Source organism: Streptomyces chlorus (genome assembly GCF_042655885.1).
Lineage (GTDB): Bacteria > Actinomycetota > Actinomycetes > Streptomycetales > Streptomycetaceae > Streptomyces > Streptomyces chlorus.
Genome location: NZ_JBHSOA010000061.1, coordinates 279,505 through 298,051, shown reverse-complemented (window position 1 = coordinate 298,051; position 18,547 = coordinate 279,505). Strand labels below are relative to the sequence as shown.

Here is an 18,547-nt window from a genome sequence, read left to right as displayed (position 1 = left end):
TGGGTGCTCCGTCCTCCTCGGTCCCGGACCTTGCCGGGCGGCTCTGTGTCATCGTCTAATCCGTGACGCAGGTCTCACTACCCCGAAAGGGGGTGTGGGCTCACTCGGGAGCCGTGACGGAGGGGCGAACAGGTGGCAGCCGAGCCGGGCGGGGAGGACCAACGCGGTGGCGGCCGAGCGGCTGGGAGTGACGGCCGGGACCGTGAAGGCGTCTCTGCGCTCGGCGATGCGCAAGCTGGGGGCGCGGACGCGTGGGGAGGCGGTGGTCTCCGCACGCGGGGCGGGGTGGTTGCCGTAGGTTTGCGGTGTTCTCGTGGGGTCGGCATTACCGGCGGTCCGGGGTTTTCGGCCGGTGTGCCGGGACTTTGGATTTCATCCGCGCGTCCGCTGTTAAATGCCTCACGACGTCGCCCCTCCGAATTCAACTGGCCCGATGCCTAATATTGGCCAGAACACGCCACAGGAGGGAGCGGTGACCGTGCGCCGGGACTTCAAGGATCCTGCCAGGTGCCGTCCCGACCTGGTCATCGGCAGGGAGGAGCCGTTCGCCGAAGCGCGCGAGCAGCTGGCCCGAGGGGGCAGCGTGCTGCTGCACGGGCCGGCCGGAATAGGTAAATCGACCGTGCTGCGGGCACTTGCGGCGGAAAACGCGGGCGGGGCGCCCACGGTGTTGCGCTGCTCCGCCACGGAGTCCGAATCCCACCTTCCGTTCCTGGCGCTGGCGGATCTGTTCGGTCTGGTCCTCGAGAGGGTCTCCGGTGCGCTGCCCGCCGCGCAGCGCACCGCTCTGGAGTCGGCGCTCACCGGACGCGGCGAGTCCACGCTCCAGCGGGACGGGCTCGCGCTGCGTCTGGCGGTGCTGTCCACCCTGCGGGCGCTGGCCGCCGAGGGGCCCGTCCTGCTCGTCGCCGACGATCTTCAGTGGCTGGACTCGGCCAGCGCGGAACTGCTGGGCTTCGCCGCCCGGCGCCTCGGCGACGCGCCGGTGCAGATGCTGTGCGCGGTGCGGACCGAGGGCACGGAGGGGCAGGAGTACGACCGTCATCTGCGGGCCTGCCCGCCGGACACGCGCGTGGTCCGGCTGGGCCCGTTCTCCCGTGCCCAGGTGTCCGCCCTGCTCGACCACCGCGGTTACACGAGTCTGTCCCGCACCACGGTCCGCGACATCCACCGCACCAGCGACGGCAACCCGCTGTTCGCGCTCGAACTGGGCCGTGCTCTGGCCGAGAGCACGGCCCGGCCGCGCCCCGGTGAGCCGCTGCCGGTGCCGACCTCGCTGCGTGCCCTGGTGCTCAGCCGGCTGGAGATGCTGTCGGACGACGCGCGCCGCACCCTGCTGGTGGCCAGTGCCGGTGCCCGCCCGACGCCGGCGCTGCTGCACGCGGCCGGCCGGGAACACGCCGAGGAGGAGACGGCCCAGGCCGCCGCGCTGGGGCTGCTGGCGACGGACCCGGAGGAGCCGGCGCTGCGGTTCGCGCATCCGCTGATCTCCGCCGCGCTGTACGCGGAGGCCCCCGCGCACGAGCGGCGGGCCGCGCACGCCGCGCTGTCCACGGCGGCCTCCGACCCCATCGAGCGGGCCCGGCATCTGGCCCTCGCCACGACCGGCACCGACCCGGAGGTGGCGGCCCGGCTCGCCGAGGCCGCCGCGCTGGCCCGCGACCGCGGGGCTCCCTCGGTCGCCGCCTCGCTGGGGCTGCTGGCCGCCCGCCGCACCCCGGCCGACAGTACGCCGGGCCCCGACGAGCGGCGGCTGCAAGCCGCCGAGGACGCCATCACCGCGGGCGAGGCGGATCTCGCCCGGGACATCGCGCGCGAGGTGCTGACCCGGGCCACGGTGCCCGCGGAGCGGGTCCGGGCGTGGATGGTGGTCATCGAGGCGGCCGGGCAGGCGCTCGGCGATGTCGACGCGGTCTTCCCGCAGGTGCTGGCCGACGCGGGCGACGACCCGCGGCTGCTCGCGCTGGTCCACTACCAGCTGGCCTGGCGGGAACTGGTGGTCGACGGCGACTTCGACAAGGCCCGGCGGGAGGCCGCGCACGCGGCGGACCTGGCGGCCCGGGGCGCGGACCGGCGCACCGAGCTGATGGCCCTGGCCTTCCAGTCGTCCACCGAGACCCTGATGGGCCACCCGGACGCCCCGACCACCATCAAGCGGGCCCTGAGGGAACCCCAGGACCCCTACGTGGCCTGCCACCACAACGGTGCGGGCACGGCCAGGTTCCGCTGGCTGCTCATGAGTGACCAGCTGCCCGAGGCCCGCAAGAGCATCACCGGGCTGCTGCGGGAGGCGCGGCGACGCGGCATGGTCGAGAGCGAGGTGCACTTCCTGCGCTTCCTCGCCGACACGGAGCTGCGTTCCGGGCACTGCGGCCGCGCCCTGGACCTGGCACGGGAGAGCCTGCGGCTGGCCCGGGACTCCGGAATCGGGGAGGGTGCCTCGGCGATGCTCGCCTCGCTCGCGGAGGCGTCCGGCGGGGACGTGGAGCGGGCGCTGGCGCTGGCGCGGGAGGCCGCCGACCACGCCGAGGTGGACGGCGACCAGATGTACCTCTCGCGCGCCCTGGCCGCCTTCGGCTATGCCCAGTCGGTCGCCGGGGACGCGGCGGGTGCGGTCCGTTCGCTGCGCCGGGTGCGGGAGCTGGAGCAGGGTATGGGCATCACCGACCCGGCGCGGGGCCGCTGGCACGGCGATCTCGCCGAGGCGCTGGTCCGGATCGGTGAGCCCGGCGAGGCGCAGGAACTCATCAACCTCACCCGGGGGCACGCGCTGCGGCTGGACCGCGCGGGCGTCCTCGCCGTACTGGACCGCGCGGAGGCCCTGGTGCGGGCGGCCCGCGGGGAGCACGAGGGCGCGCAGAAGCAGTTGACGTCGGCGCAGGACCGGCTGGGCCGGCTGGGGTACGGGCTGGAGGAGGCGCGGGCCGCGTTCGCGCTGGCCCCGCTGCGCGCCCGGCGCCCGGGGGCGGCCCCGGGTCGTGCCCCCTACGACGAGGCCGCCCGGCTGTTCCGGCGCTGCCGCGCGCTGCCCTGGCTGCGTCAGGTGGACGCGGCCGTGGCCGCCGGTCCGGTGGAGCCGGAGACGGTGCCCGCGGCCACCTCGGCGGCGCTGGACGGCCTCGCCTCGATGGAACGGCAGGTCGCCTCGCTGGTGATGGAGGGCGCCACCAACCGGGAGATCGCCGCCCGGCTGTTCATCAGCGTCAAGACGGTCGAGGCAACGCTCACCCGGGTGTACCGGAAACTGGGCATCCGGTCGCGGGTGGACATCGTCCGCCTGGCCGCGGGGCGCCGCACGAAGTGACCCCGGGGAGCGGGGTACGGCGGGCGCGGGGCGGCAGGGGTGCGATGACCTGGGTCGGGGTACGCGGGGTGGGTCTGCTCGGGGTCAGCGATGAGCACGGTGCCGGGCAGTACGGGGCGGGCGGGCGGGACCGAGGGTTTTCCCTGCCCAACTCCCTTAGGGGCTTCCCTCATTGGAGGCGCGCGCTCCGGCTCGTAGCGTAAGGGTGTGCCGCTCGCCGGGCACACGGGGACCGGTAGCCCGGCCCTCGTGCTGATCCCCCCACCCCGCGCGCCCCCACCGGCAACCGATGAGGAGACCGATGTACGGGCTCACCCGCAGTACGAAGGCCGCCGCGACCACCGCCGTGATCGCCGCCACCTGAATTCCTGAGTACCCCTCAGGTGATTGCCAGGGGGCGTTGCGGGCTTCCACGAGCAGCCCGCAACGCCCCCTATCCATGCCCCCCGTCACGTCATTGGCGTACTGCTCCGAAGCGGATGCCGTACGACGTGTCCGGGTGCATCACCCGGAGCATCCGCTCCCCCTCGGCGGTGATCTCGTCCCGCCGGGCCCTGGTGAGCGGACCGAAGGGCTCGACCACGAGGGCGTGTTCGTCCAGCCGCCACACCGTTCCTAGGCGGTGAGCAGGAGTGAGTCCTGACTCTCCGGCACGCCCCGAACGGTCTTGGGCGCACTGGTCCTCCGCTTTCGCGTCCTGGGCGGCGACACATATCACGTATGCGGTCCGTCTCAGGTGGGCGGAATCCCTACGACCCGGCCATGTGGGGGTGGCCAGAGGCGACGGGGAGGCCCCGAACCATCTCTCCGGTAGAACGGGGGCCCCGACTGCTGACGCCACACCCGGCGTCCCAGATCGCGCCGAGTACGTTACGCGCACCCAGTCAGGCACACCCACGAAACGTCGCGCCGTTCACTCAATCGTGCCCATGTGCACCAAAACGAGGTACTGGACCAGCAGTTGTGCACCCCCGCGAGGAAGCCGTCGACGAGCAGGGTGCGGTAGGAGATGTTTCCCCGAGCAGGGCTTCGCGCAGCTGCTTCATGGTGCGCGGTTCGGCCTCGACGAGGTCCCGGGCGAGGGCGGTCAGCCGGTCCAGGTCGACCCCGGTCAACCCCTTGCGGAAGGAGGCGAGTTCGCGGTCACGGGCGGGCTGCACCAGGGGACGCAGGGTGAGGCAGTCCTGGGCCGTGTGGGTGTGGATGGTCGAGCGCAGGGTGACGATGCGGACCACCGCGCGGTCGGCCATCGGCCGGGACAGCGCCTCGGGCGTGAAGCCGTCGAGCCGGGCGGCGAGCGCGTAGTACGGCGGCTTGACGTTCTGTGCCTGGAGCCCGACCAGATGCTCGACGGCCGCCTCCGCGGACAGCGGTGAGCGCCGCAGGAGCAACTGCCGGGCGAGGGTGGCCCGGTTCAGGGCCCGGGTGCCGAGCACGGTGGCCGGATCCTGCACCGGGGTGACGCTCCGCTTCGTCTTCGTCATATCCGCACGCTACCGAGGCTTGCGGCCACTTCCTGTCCGCAAGGTCCGGAACACCGCTACGAACACGACAGCTGATTCAGGACATTCCTTCGGGACGTGTAACACCGCGACGGGCACCGGACGCTGAGTTCTACGGGGCACGAGAAGCGGCCCCTTTTTTCATGCGTAGGCCAGTACCAGGAACAACCCCACAAGCGAAGGGCCTCCTCAGTGACTTCCCATCCCACCGGCACCGATCGCACCGATGGATCCGCCGGACCCGGACACGGTGTCGGCCCCGGAGACGGTTCCGGGCACGGAGCCGCATCCGGACACGTTCGTCTCCCCGTCTACGAAGGCCTGGTGCGCGAACTCGGGGACGTCCTGGCGGAGACCCGCGAGGTGGCCGAGCGCACGGCGCACCAGATGCGCCAGGTACTGCCGATACGCCCCCACACCCGGCCCGCGCCCGCGCCCGCGCCCTCGCCGGCCCCCCGGTGAACCCCGCGCCGACTGGACCGGACGGGTGACGCGCCCCCGGCGGGGCCGTCGGCCTGCCCTGATTCTCTAAGATCCCCCCGTGGCCACCTTCCATCTCCAGCGCACGGCACCCCTCCCGCTCGACGAGGCCTGGCGTCGGCTCACGGAGTGGCCCCGTCACGGGGCGGCGGTCCCGCTCACCCGGGTCACCGTGACCACTCCCCCGCCCACCGGTGAGGGCACGGTGTTCGTCGCCCGCTCGGGCCTCGGCCCGCTCGCCTTCGACGACCCGATGGAGGTGACCGTCTGGCAGCCCCCGGTCGACGGCTCCCCCGGCCTGTGCCGGCTGGAGAAGCGGGGACGCCTGGTCAGGGGCTGGGCGGAGATCGAGGTCCGCCCGGGACCGGGCGGCCGGACCCGCGTGCTGTGGCACGAGGACCTGCGGGTCCGCTTCCTGCCCGGCTTCTGCGACCCGGCCCTGCGGGCCGTCTCGCGCAGGGTGTTCGGCCGGGCGGTGAACACCCTGCTGCGGCAGCCGTGACGGAGGTGTCACCAGGAGGTGTCACCTGCTCTGCCGCGCCCGTGCCGATGCCCTTCTGTCACACCATCGAACCGATTCCGCCGGTGGACCCGGAGGCGTGATCGGGTTCGCGGTCGCGGTGGATCGGGGTGCGGGCGCCGGTGAGGGGGCCTCGGTATCGGTATCGGTATTGGCATCGGCCAGGGCCTGCCCGTCCCGGGCGGGTGCCCGGCGGCGGTGGGTGCGTCACACGGTTTTGGTGAGGTGTTCCGGGCGGACCGGTGTGCGGTTCAGCTCCAGGCCGGTCGCGTCCCGGAGGGCCGCGAGGACCGCCGGGGTGGACGACAGGGTGGGGGCCTCGCCGACGCCGCGCAGCCCGTACGGCGCGTGGTCGTCGGCGAGTTCGAGCATGTCGACGGGGATGACCGGCGTGTCGAGGATGGTGGGGATGAGGTAGTCGGTGAAGGAGGGGTTTCGCACCTTCGCCGTCTTCGGGTCGACGAGGATCTCCTCCATGACCGCCACGCCCAGACCCTGGGTGGTGCCCCCCTGGATCTGGCCGATGACGGACAGCGGGTTGAGCGCCTTGCCGACGTCCTGTGCGCAGGCCAGTTCGATCACCTTGACCAGGCCGAGTCCGGTGTCGACCTCGACGACGGCCCGGTGTGCGGCGAAGGTGTACTGGACATGGCCGTTGCCCTGGCCGGTGCGCGGGTCGAAGGGTTCGGTCGGCCGGTGCCGCCACTCCTCCTCCACCTCGACGGCCTCGTCCCCGAGGACGTCCACCAGATCGGCCAGTACCTCACCGCCGTGGGTGACGACCTTGCCGTCCTCCAGCAGCAGTTCGGCCGTCGTCCACGCCGGGTGGTACGAGCCGAACTTGCGCCGGCCCCGCTCCAGGACCTGCTCCCGGACCAGCTCGCAGGCATTCCTGACCGCCCCTCCGGTGACGTACGTCTGCCGGGAGGCGGAGGTCGAACCGGCCGAGCCCACCTGGGTGTTGGCGGGGTGGATGGTCACCTGGCCGATGCCCAGCTCGGTGCGGGCGATCTGGGCGTGGACGGTGACTCCGCCCTGCCCGACCTCCGCCATCGCGGTGTGCACGGTGGCCACGGGCTGCCCGCCGGCCACCTCCATCCGGACGCGTGCGGTGGAGTAGTCGTCGAAGCCCTCGGAGAAGCCGACGTTCTTGATGCCGACCGCGTAGCCGACGCCGCGCACGACGTCTTCACCGTGGGTGGTGTTGGACAGGCCGCCGGGCAGTTGGCGTACGTCGGCGCCCTCGCTGCTCTCCCACTGCCGCTCGGGCGGCATCGGCATCGCCTTGACCCGGCGCAGGAGTTCGGCGACCGGCGCCGGGGAGTCGACGACCTGCCCGGTGGGCATGACCGTGCCCTGTTCCATGGCGTTGAGCCGTCTGAACTCCACCGGGTCCATGTCCAGTCGTTCGGCCAGCTTGTCCATCTGGGCCTCGTAGGCGAAGCACGCCTGGACCGCGCCGAAGCCGCGCATGGCGCCGCAGGGCGGGTTGTTGGTGTAGAGGGCGAGGGCCTCGATCTCGACGTCGTCCACGACGTACGGCCCGACACCGAGGGAGGAGGCGTTGCCGACCACGGCCGGGGAGGCGGAGGCGTACGCTCCGCCGTCGAGCACGATGCGGCACTTGACGTGGGTCAGCTTGCCGTCCCGGGTGGCGCCGTGCTCGTAGTACAGCTTGGCCGGGTGGCGGTGGACGTGGCCGAAGAAGGACTCGAAGCGGTTGTAGACGATCTTGACGGGCTTGCCGGTGCGCAGGGCGAGCAGGCAGGCGTGGATCTGCATGGACAGGTCCTCACGGCCGCCGAACGCGCCGCCGACGCCGGCCAGGGTCATTCGTACCTTGTCCTCGGGCAGACCGAGCACGGGCGCCATCTGGCGCCGGTCGGAGTGGAGCCACTGGGTGGCGATGTAGAGGTGGACACCGCCGTCCTCCTCGGGGACGGCGAGCCCCGACTCGGGGCCGAGGAAGGCCTGGTCCTGCATGCCGAAGGTGTACTCGCCCTCGACGACGACATCGGCGCGCCCGCGGGCCCGTGCCACGTCTCCGCGCACGATCGGCTGGCGGTGGACGATGTTGGGGTGGGCGACGTGGCGGCTGTGGTCGTCGTCGCGGTGCTCGTGGACGAGGGGCGCGTCGGGGGCGAGCGCGGAGGCCTCGTCGGTGACGACGGGCAGGTCCCGGTACTCGACCCTGATCTTCGCGGCGGCGCGGCGCGCGGTCTCGGGGTGGTCGGCGGCGACGACGGCGACCGGCTCGCCGTGGTGGCGGACCTTGCCGTGGGCGAGGACGGGGGTGTCCTGGATCTCCAGGCCGTAGTGGCGCACCTCGGTCGGCAGGTCGTCGTAGGTGAGGACGGCGTACACGCCCGGCAGGGCGAGGGCCTCGGAGGTGTCGATCGAGACGATGTCGGCGTGCGCGACCGTGGAGCGCAGGATCTGGCCCCAGAGCATGTCCTCGTGCCACAGGTCGGAGGAGTACGCGAACTCGCCGGTGACCTTGAGGGTGCCGTCGGGGCGGAGGGTGGACTCCCCGATTCCGCCGCTGGCCGGGGCCCCCTGGGTGAGGGTGGAGGGCGCGCCGAGGGGGGTTCCGGCGGGTCCGGGTCCGGTGGCGTCCCGGGTCGGGGTGCGGGAGGGCCCGGAGCTGTGCTCGGTCATGGTCAGGTCCCCTCGGACTGGCGGGCGGCCGCGAGGCGGACCGCGTCCATGATCTTCTCGTAGCCCGTGCAGCGGCACAGGTTGCCCGACAGCGCCTCGCGGATGTCGGCGTCGCTCGGGCTGGGGTTGTGCTCCAGCATCTCGTCGGCGGCGACCAGCAGGCCCGGGGTGCAGAAACCGCACTGGACGGCGCCGGCTTCGATGAACGCCTGCTGGATCGGGGCGAGTTCGGCTCCCTCGCCGGTCTGCGATCCGGTGCCGTGGGCGCCGCCGGCTCCCTGGGCCCCGTGGGCCTGCCACCGCTGGGCCGCGTCGAGCGGGGTGCCGGTGGCGTCCGGGGCTGCCGTACCGCCCTGCGCACCGCCCCCGGCGGCGCGGGAGCGCTGCCGGGCGAAGTCGGCCAGCCCTTCGACCGTGACGATCTCACGGCCCTCGGCCTGTCCGGCCGCGACGAGGCAGGAGCACACCGGGACGCCGTCGAGGCGCACCGTGCAGGAGCCGCACTCGCCCTGCTCGCAGGCGTTCTTGGAGCCGGGCAGGCCGAGCCGTTCGCGCAGCACGTACAGCAGGGATTCGCCCTCCCACACGTCGTCGGTCTCCTGGGGCCGGCCGTTGACCGTGAAGTGGACACGCATCACACGGCTCCCTCGGTGGCGCGGCGGGTGCCGCGGTACGACTCCCAGGTCCAGGTCAGCGTGCGGCGGGCCATGACGCCGACCGCGTGCCGGCGGTAGCTCGCGGTGCCGCGGACGTCGTCGATCGGGTTGCAGGCGGCGGAGCACAGGTCGGCGAACTGCTTGGCCACCGACGGCGGGACGATCTTCCCGTTGTCCCAGAGGCCGCCCTCGTCGAGCGCCGCGTTCAGGAACTCCTCGGCGGTGGTGGCCCGTACGGGGGTGGGCGCCGCCGAGCCGATGCCGGTGCGGACCGTGCGGGTCTCGGGGTGCAGGGCCAGGCCGAACGCGCACACGGCGATGACCATGGCGTTGCGGGTGCCGACCTTCGAGAACTGCTGCGGTCCGTCCGCCTTCTTGATGTGGACGGCGCGGATCAGCTCGTCGGGCGCCAGCGCGTTGCGCTTCACGCCCGTGTAGAAGGCGTCGATCGGGATGCGGCGGGACCCGCGCACCGATTCGGCCTCGACCTCGGCACCGGCGGCGAGCAGCGCCGGGTGGGCGTCGCCGGCCGGGGAGGCGGTGCCGAGGTTGCCGCCGACCCCGCCGCGGTTGCGGATCTGCGGGGAGGCGACGGTGTGGGAGGCGAGGGCGAGGCCCGGCAGTTCGGCCCGCAGGTGTTCCATGATCCTCGTGTACGGGACGGAGGCGCCGAGCCGTACGGTGTCCTCGCCGACCTCCCACTCGGTGAGGTCGGCGATGCGGTTGAGGTCCATGAGGTACTCGGGCCTGCGGTGGTCGAAGTTGATCTCGACCATCACGTCGGTGCCACCCGCGATCGGCACAGCGGTGGGGTGCTCGGCCTTCGCGGCGAGCGCCTCCTCCCAGCCGGCGGGGCGGAGGAAGTCCATGACCGGCTCTCTTCTTCGTCTCGTGGATCGTACGGATCGAGCCAATCCGTGTGCGGCGGGCCCGGCTCGTTCATCGTTCATGAGGGGGGATTCACGCGGAGTGGGCTCAGTACACCGCCCGCTGCTCCACTCGGGTCAGTCACGAAAGACCTGAAGGAGTTGGCTGGCCAGCGGGGGCATCTTGTAGATTCATATGAAAAGAGGGTCTCAGTAGCCTCCTTGTTTTCCTCCGGAAACAACGGACACGTCCTCCGGGAACAACGGACACGGAAGACACGGAGTACACAGTCCGGGAGACGGCCGACCGTGCTGGATCGGCCACTCACCCGGGCGCTGCGCGGAAGGCCACCCGGGTGCCGTGCGGCAGGCCCTCCACGGGCCCTTCCACGGCCCATCGTAGACATCGGTACACATCGAGACAGGAAACGGCGGCGACGAGAATGCGGCTGCGCGCACTGCTGGAGACCGACGCGCTGGGGCTCGCGCTGCTCGGCGGCGAGGACGAGCTGGACCGCACCGTGCACGGGGTGATGACCACCGACCTGAGGGACCCCAGCCGCTACCTCTCCGGCGGGGAACTCGTGCTCAGCGGCCTGGCCTGGCGGCGGGACGCCGCCGACTCCGAGCCGTTCGTACGGCGTCTGGTACAGGCGGGGGTCGTCGCGCTGGCGGCCGGCGAGGCGGAACTGGGCGCTGTCCCGGACGACCTGGTCGTGGCCTGTGCGCGGCACCGGCTGCCGCTGTTCGCGGTGCACGAGTCGGTGGCCTTCGCGACGGTCACCGAACATGTCGTACGACAGGTGTCCGGCGAGCGGGCCGGGGACCTCGCGGCCGTGGTGGACCGGCACCGGCGGCTGATGACGTCCGGGCCGGCGGGCGGGGGCCCCGACGTGGTGCTCGACCTGCTCGGCACCGACCTGGACCTGCGGGCGTGGGTGCTCTCGCCCACCGGGCGGCTGATCGCCGGTTCGAAGACGGGGCCGCGGCTGCCCGACGACGTGTGCGTGCGGATCGCGGCGGAGCAGCTGGCGGCCGCCCGCAGCGGCCGTCCCGGACCGCACCGGGTGACCCTGGACGACCGGACGACGTACAGCCTCTTCCCGGTGCACGGCGGCGGGCCCACGGCCCGGACGGTGGCGGCCGCCGCGCAAGCCGCGCAGCCCGCACACGGCGGGCACGGCACACACGGCGGGCACGGCACACCGGTCTCCCCGGAGGTACGGGACAGCCGGGACGGCCGGGAGACGGTGCTGTCGGACTGGCTGCTGGTGGTCGAGGCGGACGCCGGGGACTGGGCCGAGGAGCGGCTGGACCTGCTGTACGGGGTCACCCAGCTGATCGTGGCCGAGCGGGACCGCCGGAACGCGGCGCGCACGGTACGGCGCCGGCTCGCGCAGGAGGTGCTGGAGCTGGTGCAGGCGGGCGCCGCGCCGACCGAGGTCGCGGCCCGGCTGCGCGTGGCGGCGCCGGTCCTGGTGCCCGGTCTCGGGGCCGCGCCGCACTGGCAGGTGGTCGTCGCGCGGGTCGACTGGGACGGCGGCGGGGCCGAGGGCGGCGCGGCGGCGCAGGCGCTGCTCGAGGAGATCCTGGTCGACCCGGCGTCGACGGGGTCCGAGCACTCCGACCGGATCGCGGTGGCGCACACCGGGGACGAGGCGGTCGCGCTCGTCCCGCTGCCCGCGGTGGCGAGCGAGCACGACGGGGCCGACGGGCGGGGACTTCTCGCCGACGCCCTGCTGGAGTCCATACGGGAGCCGCTGACGGCCGGTCTGGACGGCGACGGACGTCTCACCCTCGGGGTCAGCGCGGCCGTGCGCTCGGCGGAGGGGCTGCGCGGGGCCCTGGAGGAGGCGCGGCACGCGCGGCGCGTGGCCGCGGCCCGACCGGGCCGGGTCTGCGCGGCCGGCCACCACGAGCTGGCCTCGCACGTCCTGCTGCTCCCCTTCGTCCCCGACGACGTACGCCGGGCCTTCACCGCCCGTCTCCTGGACCCGCTGCGGGACTACGACCGGCGCCACCGCGCCGAGCTGATCCCCACCCTGGAGGCCTTCCTGGACTGCGACGGCTCCTGGACCCGCTGCGCCGCCCGGCTGCACCTGCATGTCAACACCCTGCGGTACCGGGTGGGCCGCATCGAGCAGCTGACGGGCCGTGACCTGTCCCGTCTGGAGGACAAGCTGGACTTCTTCCTGGCCCTCCGCATGAGCTGACGGCCCGGCGGGCACATGGCGGGGGTGGTGGGGGCGTGTGGCGGGGGTGGGGGCGCATGGCGGGGGTGGTGCGGTGGGGGGCGCGTGGCGGGGGTGGCGTGCGCTGAGAGTGTGCGCCGGTGAGGAGTCGCGGGCGCCGTCGGGCACTCCACCGTTCGTGCCCGTTGATCCACGACTTTGTGAAATCCTTCACCTACCCTCTTGGCCCGACCCCGTTGTTCGTGCTGAGATGCGGCCACCACTCAACAGCTCGATGGCGTGCTCGGGGAGGGCAACGTGGCGCACACCGCCATGTCTGGTAACGGAACGACCGCTGGTGACGATCCCCTCCAGACCGCGGTATGGCGGCTGCGCTCACGCGCCTGCTGGGCCGACGCCGCCGCCCTGCTCACCCCGGACACCGCGGCCGCCGCGCTGCAGCGGTCGTCGCTCCTGGTGGAGCGGTGCCTGTACACCGAGACGGGCTGGGCCGAGGCCGAGGACGCGCTGCGTACGGCCGAGGCGCTGGCCGACACCGACGACGAACGGGGCGCCGCCGCTTGTGAACGCGGGTACTTGGCCTACGCCGCCACCCTGTTCGCGGTGCGCGACCGGGCCGACGAGGCGCGCGCCGCGCTCGGGCGCGCGGCGGCGCTGATCCCTCCGGGGGCCCCGGCGCGGGCGCTGCTGGACTTCCGGCGCGGGCTGATCGCCGAGAACCTGGCCCACTCCCCGCAGTCGGCGCGTGCCGCGTACCGCCGCGCCCACGCGGGCGCCACCGCGCACGCCGACCCGTTGCTGCTCTCCGGCACTTGGCGTCACCTCGCCGGACTTGCCCTGCGGGAAGGCGAGTTGGTGGAGGCGCGGCACGGCTTCGCCGAATCTCTGCGGATCCGGGAGGAGTTGGGCTATCTGGTCGGCACGGCCCCGGCCCTGGTCTCCCTCGCCGACACGGAGACCGAGCCGGAGGCGTCCCGCCTGCGCGAGGAGGCCCGCCGACTGCTGCGTCTGCTCGGCGGCGTCCCCACCTGGCTGTCCCGCCAACTGGCCCCGCCGGCCCCGGGAGCGGCGACGGCGTAGGGACGCCCGCGGCTTCGGACCCCGTACCGCGTGTCGAGTGCGGCGGGGCGGGCCGGCGTTCAGACCGCGCCGGTGAAGTGCTCCCCCAGCAGTGACCGCACCGCGTCCTGGTCGCCCGCGATCAACGCGTCCAGCAGGGCCGTGTGCTGGTGGGCGTCGGTCACCAGTCCCACCCGGCCGAGAGGGCCGGGGGTGGTGCCGACCAGGGGCCACTGGGCGCGGCGGTGGAGGTCCTCGGCGATCCGGACCAGCTGTTCGTTGCCGGCGAGGGCGAGCACCGCGCGGTGGAAGACGCGGTCGGAATCGGCGTACGTGGCCCGGCAGCCGGAGGAGGCGGCGCGGATCGTGGCCTCGGCGAGGGGGCGCAGTTCGGCCCAGCGTTCGGCGGGCACCGTACGGGCCAGCCGCAGCACCACCGGGACCTCGATCAGCGCCCGGACCTCGGCCAGTTCGGCCAGTTCCCGGTCGCCCCGCTCGACGACCCTGAAGCCCCGGTTCGGCACGACCTCGATCGCGCCCTCCAGGGTGAGTTGCTGCATGGCCTCCCGGACGGGTGTCGCGGAGACCCCGAACCGCTCGGCCAGCACCGGCGCGGAGTACACCACGCCGGGCCGCAGGTCACCCGTCACCAGCGCGGTGCGCAGTGCGGCGAGGACCTGCCCGCGCACGGAGGACCGCTGGACGGGCGTCCGGGGCCGGGGAAGGACGGCGGCCGGTTCGCTGTGGGTGTGCTCGCCGCGTACGGCGTCGTCCCGACCGGGTGCGGTGTCGCCTTCCTGGCCCCGTACGCCGGACTGGGCGGGCAACCCGACCCTGCCCGCACCCGCGCCCGTGCGCGCGTTCACGCCCGCACCTGCGCCCATGCCCGTGCCGCCCTGTCCGGTCCCGGTGTCACCCGCCCCTGCGAAGCCCTTCGTGCCCTGCCTCACGGGGTCCTCCTCCGGACGTTTCGGTACTTGAGGTCATTACGGCGGCTTGTCAGTCGCTCGTCAAGCACCTTACGGGCACGGAGCCCGCGGTTCACATCTCAACGATCTTGGGTAAGGTGAGGCTTACCTTTGCCGGTTCGGCGTCGGGTCGGTTCGGCGAGACGTGAAGGGGTGGTCCCATGACAGTGCCCGGTTCGGCCGTCGCGGACGCGTACGCCCGCCTGGCGGAGGCCTTCCCGGCACTCGCCGTCACGGAACTCGCCGCCGACGAGGAGACACCCCGGGGCGGCACCTGGGTGTCCGCCGACGCTCTCGCCGAGGGGGACAGCGGTTCCGCCCTCGGCGCCTTCCTGTCCTGGGACGACAGCCAGGTGCTGCGGGACTACGGACAACAGGCCCGCCCCGACGTGGTCGCCAGCTTCGGCCTGCACCGCTACGCCTGGCCCGCCTGCCTGCTGATCACCGTGCCGTGGTTCCTGCACCGCCGCGTGCCCCGCTACCCCGTGACCCACGTCTCCTTCGACCGCACCGCCGCCGGACTCGCCGTGGGCCGCATGGCCGTACGCCCCGACACGTTCGCCTGCCTTCCCGACGACCCGGCGGCCGCGCTGCCCGGCGCCCGCGTGGTGGTGGACGAGGAGGCCCTGCGGGCCGAGGTGCGCGCCTCCGTCGCCGAGCACCTCGAACCCGTCCTGGCGGGCTTCGGCCCGAGGATGCGCCGTCGCGGCCGCGCCCTGTGGGGCATGGCGACCGACGAGGTCGTGGAGAGCCTGCGGTACATCGGCCGGCTGCTGGGCGAGGAGGAGCGGGCCCTGCGCGAGCTGGAGTTGCTGCTGCCGGGCGCCACCAAGCCGTACGTCGGCGCTGCGGGTTTCCGCCCGGTCACCGGGCCGGGCGGCGAAGCCACGCACACCCGGGACCGGATCAGCTGCTGCATGTTCTACACCCTGCGCCCCGACGACATCTGCGCCAACTGCCCGCGCACCTGCGGTGTCGGACAGGCGGGCGGCAGGGCGGCCACCGGAAAGGTCATCAGCATGACCACCGGCGACGCCATCATGCCGGTGGCGAAGGCGAGTTGACGCCACGTCGGGCGTCGGCACACCCGCGCGTCCGCTGAGCCGCGCCCGGCCCTGAAGCACCGCGAAGGTCACAGAGATTTCACGATTCCCTCACCTGTCGCAAGGTGTATTCACGGAACCACCCGTACGGGTAGTCTCATTCGAACCCAACCTCCGTCCCTCATGCGTCAGTTCGAGCAGAACGCCGCCTTGGGTACCCCCTCGCACTTCAATGGCGGCCACTTGCCCCGAAATCCCCTGAAGGACGGCGGGATTGGGCCACTATGGCGGGCGTTACGCCCTATCCCAATGCAAGGGACCCCTGGATGAGACTGACCGACATATCGCTGAATTGGCTGCTTCCGGGCGCCGTGCTGCTCCTGGGCATGCTGGCGGCGGTGGCGGTGCTCGCGCGCGGCAAGCGCTCCTCGGTCAAGGACACGAGCGCGGACGACTCGTGGGAGCGCAGCGAGGAGCGCCGCAGGCGCAAGGAGGCTCTGTACGGCACCGTCTCCTACATCCTGCTGTTCTGCTGTGCCGCGGTGGCGGCCGCGCTCTCCTTCCACGGTCTGGTCGGCTTCGGTGAGCAGAACCTCGGCCTGTCCGACGGCTGGCAGTACCTCGTGCCCTTCGGTCTGGACGGCGCGGCGATGTTCTGCTCGGTGCTCGCCGTGCGCGAGGCCAGCCACGGTGACGCGGCGCTCGGCTCCCGCATACTCGTGTGGACGTTCGCGTTCGCCGCGGCCTGGTTCAACTGGGTGCACGCTCCCCGGGGCATGGGGCACGCGGGCGCTCCGCACTTCTTCGCGGGTATGTCCCTGTCGGCGGCCGTGCTGTTCGACCGCGCACTGAAGCAGACCCGCCGGGCCGCCCTGCGCGAACAGGGCCTGGTGCCACGTCCGTTGCCGCAGATCCGCATCGTCCGCTGGCTGCGGGCTCCCCGGGAGACGTACCGCGCCTGGTCGCTGATGCTGCTGGAGGGCGTACGCAGCCTCGACGAGGCGGTCGAGGAGGTCCGCGAGGACCAGCGCCAGAAGGACGAGACGCGTCGGCGCCGGCGCGGCCAGGAGCGAGTGGAGCGGGCGCGGCTGAAAGCCATCAGCCGGGGCCACCGCGCCCTCGTGGGCGGCGGTGGCCACCCCATGGAGGCCCCGACGGTGGAGCGGGCGGACGACGTGGTGACCACGGAGCCTGCCATAGCGGCGCCGGAGGCCGTCCTGCCCGTACGCTCGCGTCCCTCCCTGCAGCCGGTACGCGGTGGTTCCGATCCGATGACCGTCGACCTCACCGCGGAGGACGACACCCAGGCGCTGCCGCGCCTGGACTCCCTCGAGCGCAAGCTCAAGGACCTGGAGCAGCAGTTCGGCTGACGTCGGCGGGGCGGGAGAGGGACACTGAACGGGACGGGGTGCGGCCGCACAGGCCGCGCCCCGTCCCGTTCAGCACGTCGGCGCCGGTGCTGGTGCCGGTGCACGCGTCAGGCGGCGTCCGCGTCGAGTTCGAACCAGACCGCCTTGCCCACCCCGTGTGCCCTGATCCCCCACGCGTCGGCGAGGGACTCGACCAGGACCAGTCCACGGCCGTGCGTACCGTCGTCGGTGTCCGGTACCCGCGGCCGGGGCTCGTGGTTCACGAAGTCCCTTACCTCGACCCGTAATCCCCGGGGTCCGACGGTGGCGGTGAGGACCGCCGCCCGGTCGGTGTGGACCAGCGCGTTGGTGACGAGCTCGGTGGCGAGCAGCTCGGCCGTCTCCGACTGTCCGGGCCTTCCCCAGTTCCTGAGCAGTTGTCGTAGGTCGTGGCGGGACTCGGGCACCGCCCGCAGGTCCGCGCGCCCCAGCCGGCGTCTCAGCTGTGCCTCCGGCGCCTGTTCCCCGCCCCCGTCGGCCGTCCCTTCCACGGTCGTCACCGAGCCGGTCCCGGCCGTGCCCGGGCACCCCCCTTGTGCCTGCCTTCTCATGGCCCCCGCCCGCGTTCCGATGTCGATTCCCCCTGCGGCTCGAACACGTCCCTGGGAATCCATGCCCCGTCACCCACGCGCCAGTCATGCGGCATCGTCAAGGCCGGTTATTGGCCGAACTTCAACGGCCACACACGTGTGCGAGGCCGTCCTCCCGACCCCCGTGGCGAGAGGACGACCCCGGCTTCGCGGTGGTCGTGCGGTCCGTTGCGGACCATGCCCTTCCGGGCGGTTTCTTCCGGACAGTGCCCTTTCCGGACAGTGGCCTTCCGGCGTCAGTACAGCTTGTTGACGGCCTTGGTCGTCGTCTTCTTGAAGGCGGCCACCGGGGCGTTGCCGAAGTCGCCCATCTGCCCCCAGCTCACGAGGGTGACCGTCCTGCCGTCCCGTCCCACCGACAGCAGGTGGATGTCGGTGGCGCCCCAGGAGGCGTGGGTGTGCAGCCCGTGGACCTGCGCGCCTTCCTCGACCGGCAGCGAGCCGTAGTACCGGCCCTCGGCCTCGAGTTCCGGGTCGGACTGCTCGATGCGGTCCGCGCAGGAACGGATCTTCTTGTTGATCAGGGCGGCCAGCGCCTTGCCCTTGGCGGCCGAGCCCGTCACGACCGTGGCCTGCACGGCGCCCGCGTCCAGCTCGGTGTGGAAGACCCGGTGCCGGTAGTCGTAGGCCGGGATACCGTCTTCGCCCAGACAGTAGGCGAGCTCGATCGGGAAACCGTCGGTGACGGGTCCCGCCGTCCACTCGGACGACGGGTGCGGCGGCAGCTGGGACGCCGAGAGGAACCTGGGCGTGGCGGCCTTCGCCTTCGGAGCAGCACCCGTGGCCGGCGCGGCTCCGGCCGGCCCGGTGAGCGGCGTGACGGCGGCGACGGTGATGATGGAGAGCGCGGCGGCCCGGGTGCGCATGGGCATGGGTGTCCCCCGTGAGGAGTGCGTGGTGGGATGCGGGTGCTGCCGGGATGGCCCGGATGGTCCGTCCGGTCCGGCCGGTGGCCGTCGGGGCGGCACCAGGAGCATCTGCCGTCCCGGGCGGCCGGCGCAAGCGTCGGTCGCCGGGAACGACGCCGGTACGCCGATCCCGGCGGTCCGCATGCCCTACCGGGTCTCCGCGAAGGACCCGGAGGTGCTGGAGGTGACCGCCACGACCGCGGGCTGCGACTGCCGCTGGTACCTGGAGCTGGACTGGTCCTCGGGCGGCCGCTCCGGCACCGTCCGGATCGACGACGACGGCCGTCCGTTCCGCACCAGCGGCATCAAGGGGCTGCCCCGCTACGAGTACGACACCTCCCACCGCCGCTGGACACCCCGCACGGGCTGAACGCCCACGCTTTCGGTCGACG

At 73.0% G+C, this 18,547-nt stretch carries 14 protein-coding genes and 3 pseudogenes; 9 read left to right on the top strand and 8 right to left on the bottom strand.

The window, feature by feature from the left end; translation table 11 throughout:
• Positions 1-148: 148 nt before the first annotated feature.
• Both ACFPZI_RS26820 and ACFPZI_RS26815 read left to right on the top strand, forming a co-directional pair.
• Positions 149-298 (top strand): annotated as a pseudogene (locus ACFPZI_RS26820) (response regulator transcription factor); the annotation flags it as partial.
• Positions 299-472: 174 nt separating this feature from the next.
• Positions 473-3,304 carry a helix-turn-helix transcriptional regulator gene (locus ACFPZI_RS26815; protein WP_381367911.1) on the top strand — a complete coding sequence of 944 codons (2,832 nt, stop codon included), beginning with the start codon at positions 473-475 and terminating at the stop codon, positions 3,302-3,304.
• 454 nt (positions 3,305-3,758) lie between these two features.
• Here the strand turns inward: ACFPZI_RS26815 and ACFPZI_RS26810 are convergent, their stop codons facing one another.
• Entirely contained in the window at positions 3,759-3,914 is a 156-nt protein-coding gene (locus tag ACFPZI_RS26810) for a hypothetical protein (protein ID WP_381367909.1), read from the bottom strand.
• A 361-nt stretch (positions 3,915-4,275) separates the two neighbouring features.
• Positions 4,276-4,788: pseudogene (locus ACFPZI_RS26805) on the bottom strand (DNA glycosylase AlkZ-like family protein); the annotation flags it as partial.
• A 342-nt stretch (positions 4,789-5,130) separates the two neighbouring features.
• On the opposite strand from ACFPZI_RS26805, the gene ACFPZI_RS26800 reads away from it, so the two are divergent.
• Together ACFPZI_RS26800 and ACFPZI_RS26795 are read left to right on the top strand one after the other, a co-directional pair.
• Positions 5,131-5,268 carry a hypothetical protein gene (locus ACFPZI_RS26800; protein WP_381367906.1) on the top strand — a complete coding sequence of 46 codons (138 nt, stop codon included), beginning with the start codon at positions 5,131-5,133 and terminating at the stop codon, positions 5,266-5,268.
• A gap of 79 nt (positions 5,269-5,347) precedes the next feature.
• Positions 5,348-5,788: an SRPBCC family protein gene (locus tag ACFPZI_RS26795; protein WP_381367903.1), complete on the top strand. Its 441-nt coding sequence runs from the start codon at positions 5,348-5,350 to the stop codon at positions 5,786-5,788.
• Between the two features lie 225 nt (positions 5,789-6,013).
• On the opposite strand, the gene ACFPZI_RS26790 is transcribed toward ACFPZI_RS26795, so the two are convergent.
• Genes ACFPZI_RS26790 through ACFPZI_RS26780 form a run of 3 tightly spaced genes read right to left on the bottom strand, consistent with a single transcriptional unit; the run spans position 6,014 to position 9,989 of the window.
• Entirely contained in the window at positions 6,014-8,464 is a 2,451-nt protein-coding gene (locus ACFPZI_RS26790; protein ID WP_381367900.1) for a xanthine dehydrogenase family protein molybdopterin-binding subunit, read from the bottom strand.
• A gap of 2 nt (positions 8,465-8,466) precedes the next feature.
• On the bottom strand, positions 8,467-9,099 hold the full coding sequence (locus ACFPZI_RS26785; RefSeq protein ID WP_381367897.1) for a (2Fe-2S)-binding protein: 633 nt from the start codon (positions 9,097-9,099) through the stop codon (positions 8,467-8,469).
• Positions 9,099-9,989 carry an FAD binding domain-containing protein gene (locus tag ACFPZI_RS26780; RefSeq protein ID WP_381367894.1) on the bottom strand — a complete coding sequence of 297 codons (891 nt, stop codon included), beginning with the start codon at positions 9,987-9,989 and terminating at the stop codon, positions 9,099-9,101. The genes ACFPZI_RS26785 and ACFPZI_RS26780 overlap by 1 nt, the downstream gene beginning before the upstream one ends.
• Before the next feature lie 440 nt (positions 9,990-10,429).
• Here ACFPZI_RS26780 and ACFPZI_RS26775 point away from each other — a divergent pair, with 440 nt between their 5' ends.
• Both ACFPZI_RS26775 and ACFPZI_RS26770 read left to right on the top strand, forming a co-directional pair.
• Positions 10,430-12,199 carry a PucR family transcriptional regulator gene (locus ACFPZI_RS26775; protein WP_381367891.1) on the top strand — a complete coding sequence of 590 codons (1,770 nt, stop codon included), beginning with the start codon at positions 10,430-10,432 and terminating at the stop codon, positions 12,197-12,199.
• A gap of 276 nt (positions 12,200-12,475) precedes the next feature.
• Complete coding sequence (locus ACFPZI_RS26770) at positions 12,476-13,258, top strand: hypothetical protein (protein WP_381367888.1); 783 nt, start codon at positions 12,476-12,478, stop codon at positions 13,256-13,258.
• A gap of 59 nt (positions 13,259-13,317) precedes the next feature.
• Here ACFPZI_RS26770 and ACFPZI_RS26765 read toward each other — a convergent pair whose 3' ends face one another.
• The gene (locus tag ACFPZI_RS26765) at positions 13,318-14,121 is read right to left on the bottom strand and encodes a GntR family transcriptional regulator (protein ID WP_381368098.1); all 804 of its coding nucleotides are present in this window, start codon (positions 14,119-14,121) and stop codon (positions 13,318-13,320) included.
• Between the two features lie 245 nt (positions 14,122-14,366).
• Between ACFPZI_RS26765 and ACFPZI_RS26760 the strand changes: the two genes are divergently transcribed.
• Both ACFPZI_RS26760 and ACFPZI_RS26755 read left to right on the top strand, forming a co-directional pair.
• On the top strand, positions 14,367-15,269 hold the full coding sequence (locus ACFPZI_RS26760) for a (2Fe-2S)-binding protein (protein ID WP_381367885.1): 903 nt from the start codon (positions 14,367-14,369) through the stop codon (positions 15,267-15,269).
• A gap of 305 nt (positions 15,270-15,574) precedes the next feature.
• Positions 15,575-16,618 (top strand): DUF2637 domain-containing protein, encoded by a 1,044-nt coding sequence (locus ACFPZI_RS26755; protein WP_381367882.1) that lies wholly within the window; start codon positions 15,575-15,577, stop codon positions 16,616-16,618.
• A gap of 107 nt (positions 16,619-16,725) precedes the next feature.
• Here the strand turns inward: ACFPZI_RS26755 and ACFPZI_RS26750 are convergent, their stop codons facing one another.
• Both ACFPZI_RS26750 and ACFPZI_RS26745 read right to left on the bottom strand, forming a co-directional pair.
• Positions 16,726-17,148 (bottom strand): ATP-binding protein, encoded by a 423-nt coding sequence (locus ACFPZI_RS26750; RefSeq protein ID WP_381368095.1) that lies wholly within the window; start codon positions 17,146-17,148, stop codon positions 16,726-16,728.
• A gap of 335 nt (positions 17,149-17,483) precedes the next feature.
• Complete coding sequence (locus ACFPZI_RS26745) at positions 17,484-18,119, bottom strand: hypothetical protein (protein WP_381367879.1); 636 nt, start codon at positions 18,117-18,119, stop codon at positions 17,484-17,486.
• 118 nt (positions 18,120-18,237) lie between these two features.
• Here ACFPZI_RS26745 and ACFPZI_RS26740 point away from each other — a divergent pair.
• Positions 18,238-18,525: pseudogene (locus ACFPZI_RS26740) on the top strand (transcriptional regulator); the annotation flags it as partial.
• Between the last annotated feature and the right edge of the window lie 22 nt (positions 18,526-18,547).

Coding starts and splice junctions, on each gene's coding strand:
- ACFPZI_RS26765 (WP_381368098.1), bottom strand. CDS start 14,121: ATGGGCGCAGGTGCGGGCGTGAACGCGCGCACGGGCGCGGGTGCGGGC.
- ACFPZI_RS26775 (WP_381367891.1), top strand. CDS start 10,430: ATGCGGCTGCGCGCACTGCTGGAGACCGACGCGCTGGGGCTCGCGCTG.
- ACFPZI_RS26755 (WP_381367882.1), top strand. CDS start 15,575: ATGAGACTGACCGACATATCGCTGAATTGGCTGCTTCCGGGCGCCGTG.
- ACFPZI_RS26790 (WP_381367900.1), bottom strand. CDS start 8,464: ATGACCGAGCACAGCTCCGGGCCCTCCCGCACCCCGACCCGGGACGCC.
- ACFPZI_RS26780 (WP_381367894.1), bottom strand. CDS start 9,989: ATGGACTTCCTCCGCCCCGCCGGCTGGGAGGAGGCGCTCGCCGCGAAG.
- ACFPZI_RS26760 (WP_381367885.1), top strand. CDS start 14,367: ATGACAGTGCCCGGTTCGGCCGTCGCGGACGCGTACGCCCGCCTGGCG.
- ACFPZI_RS26745 (WP_381367879.1), bottom strand. CDS start 18,119: ATGCCCATGCGCACCCGGGCCGCCGCGCTCTCCATCATCACCGTCGCC.
- ACFPZI_RS26785 (WP_381367897.1), bottom strand. CDS start 9,099: ATGCGTGTCCACTTCACGGTCAACGGCCGGCCCCAGGAGACCGACGAC.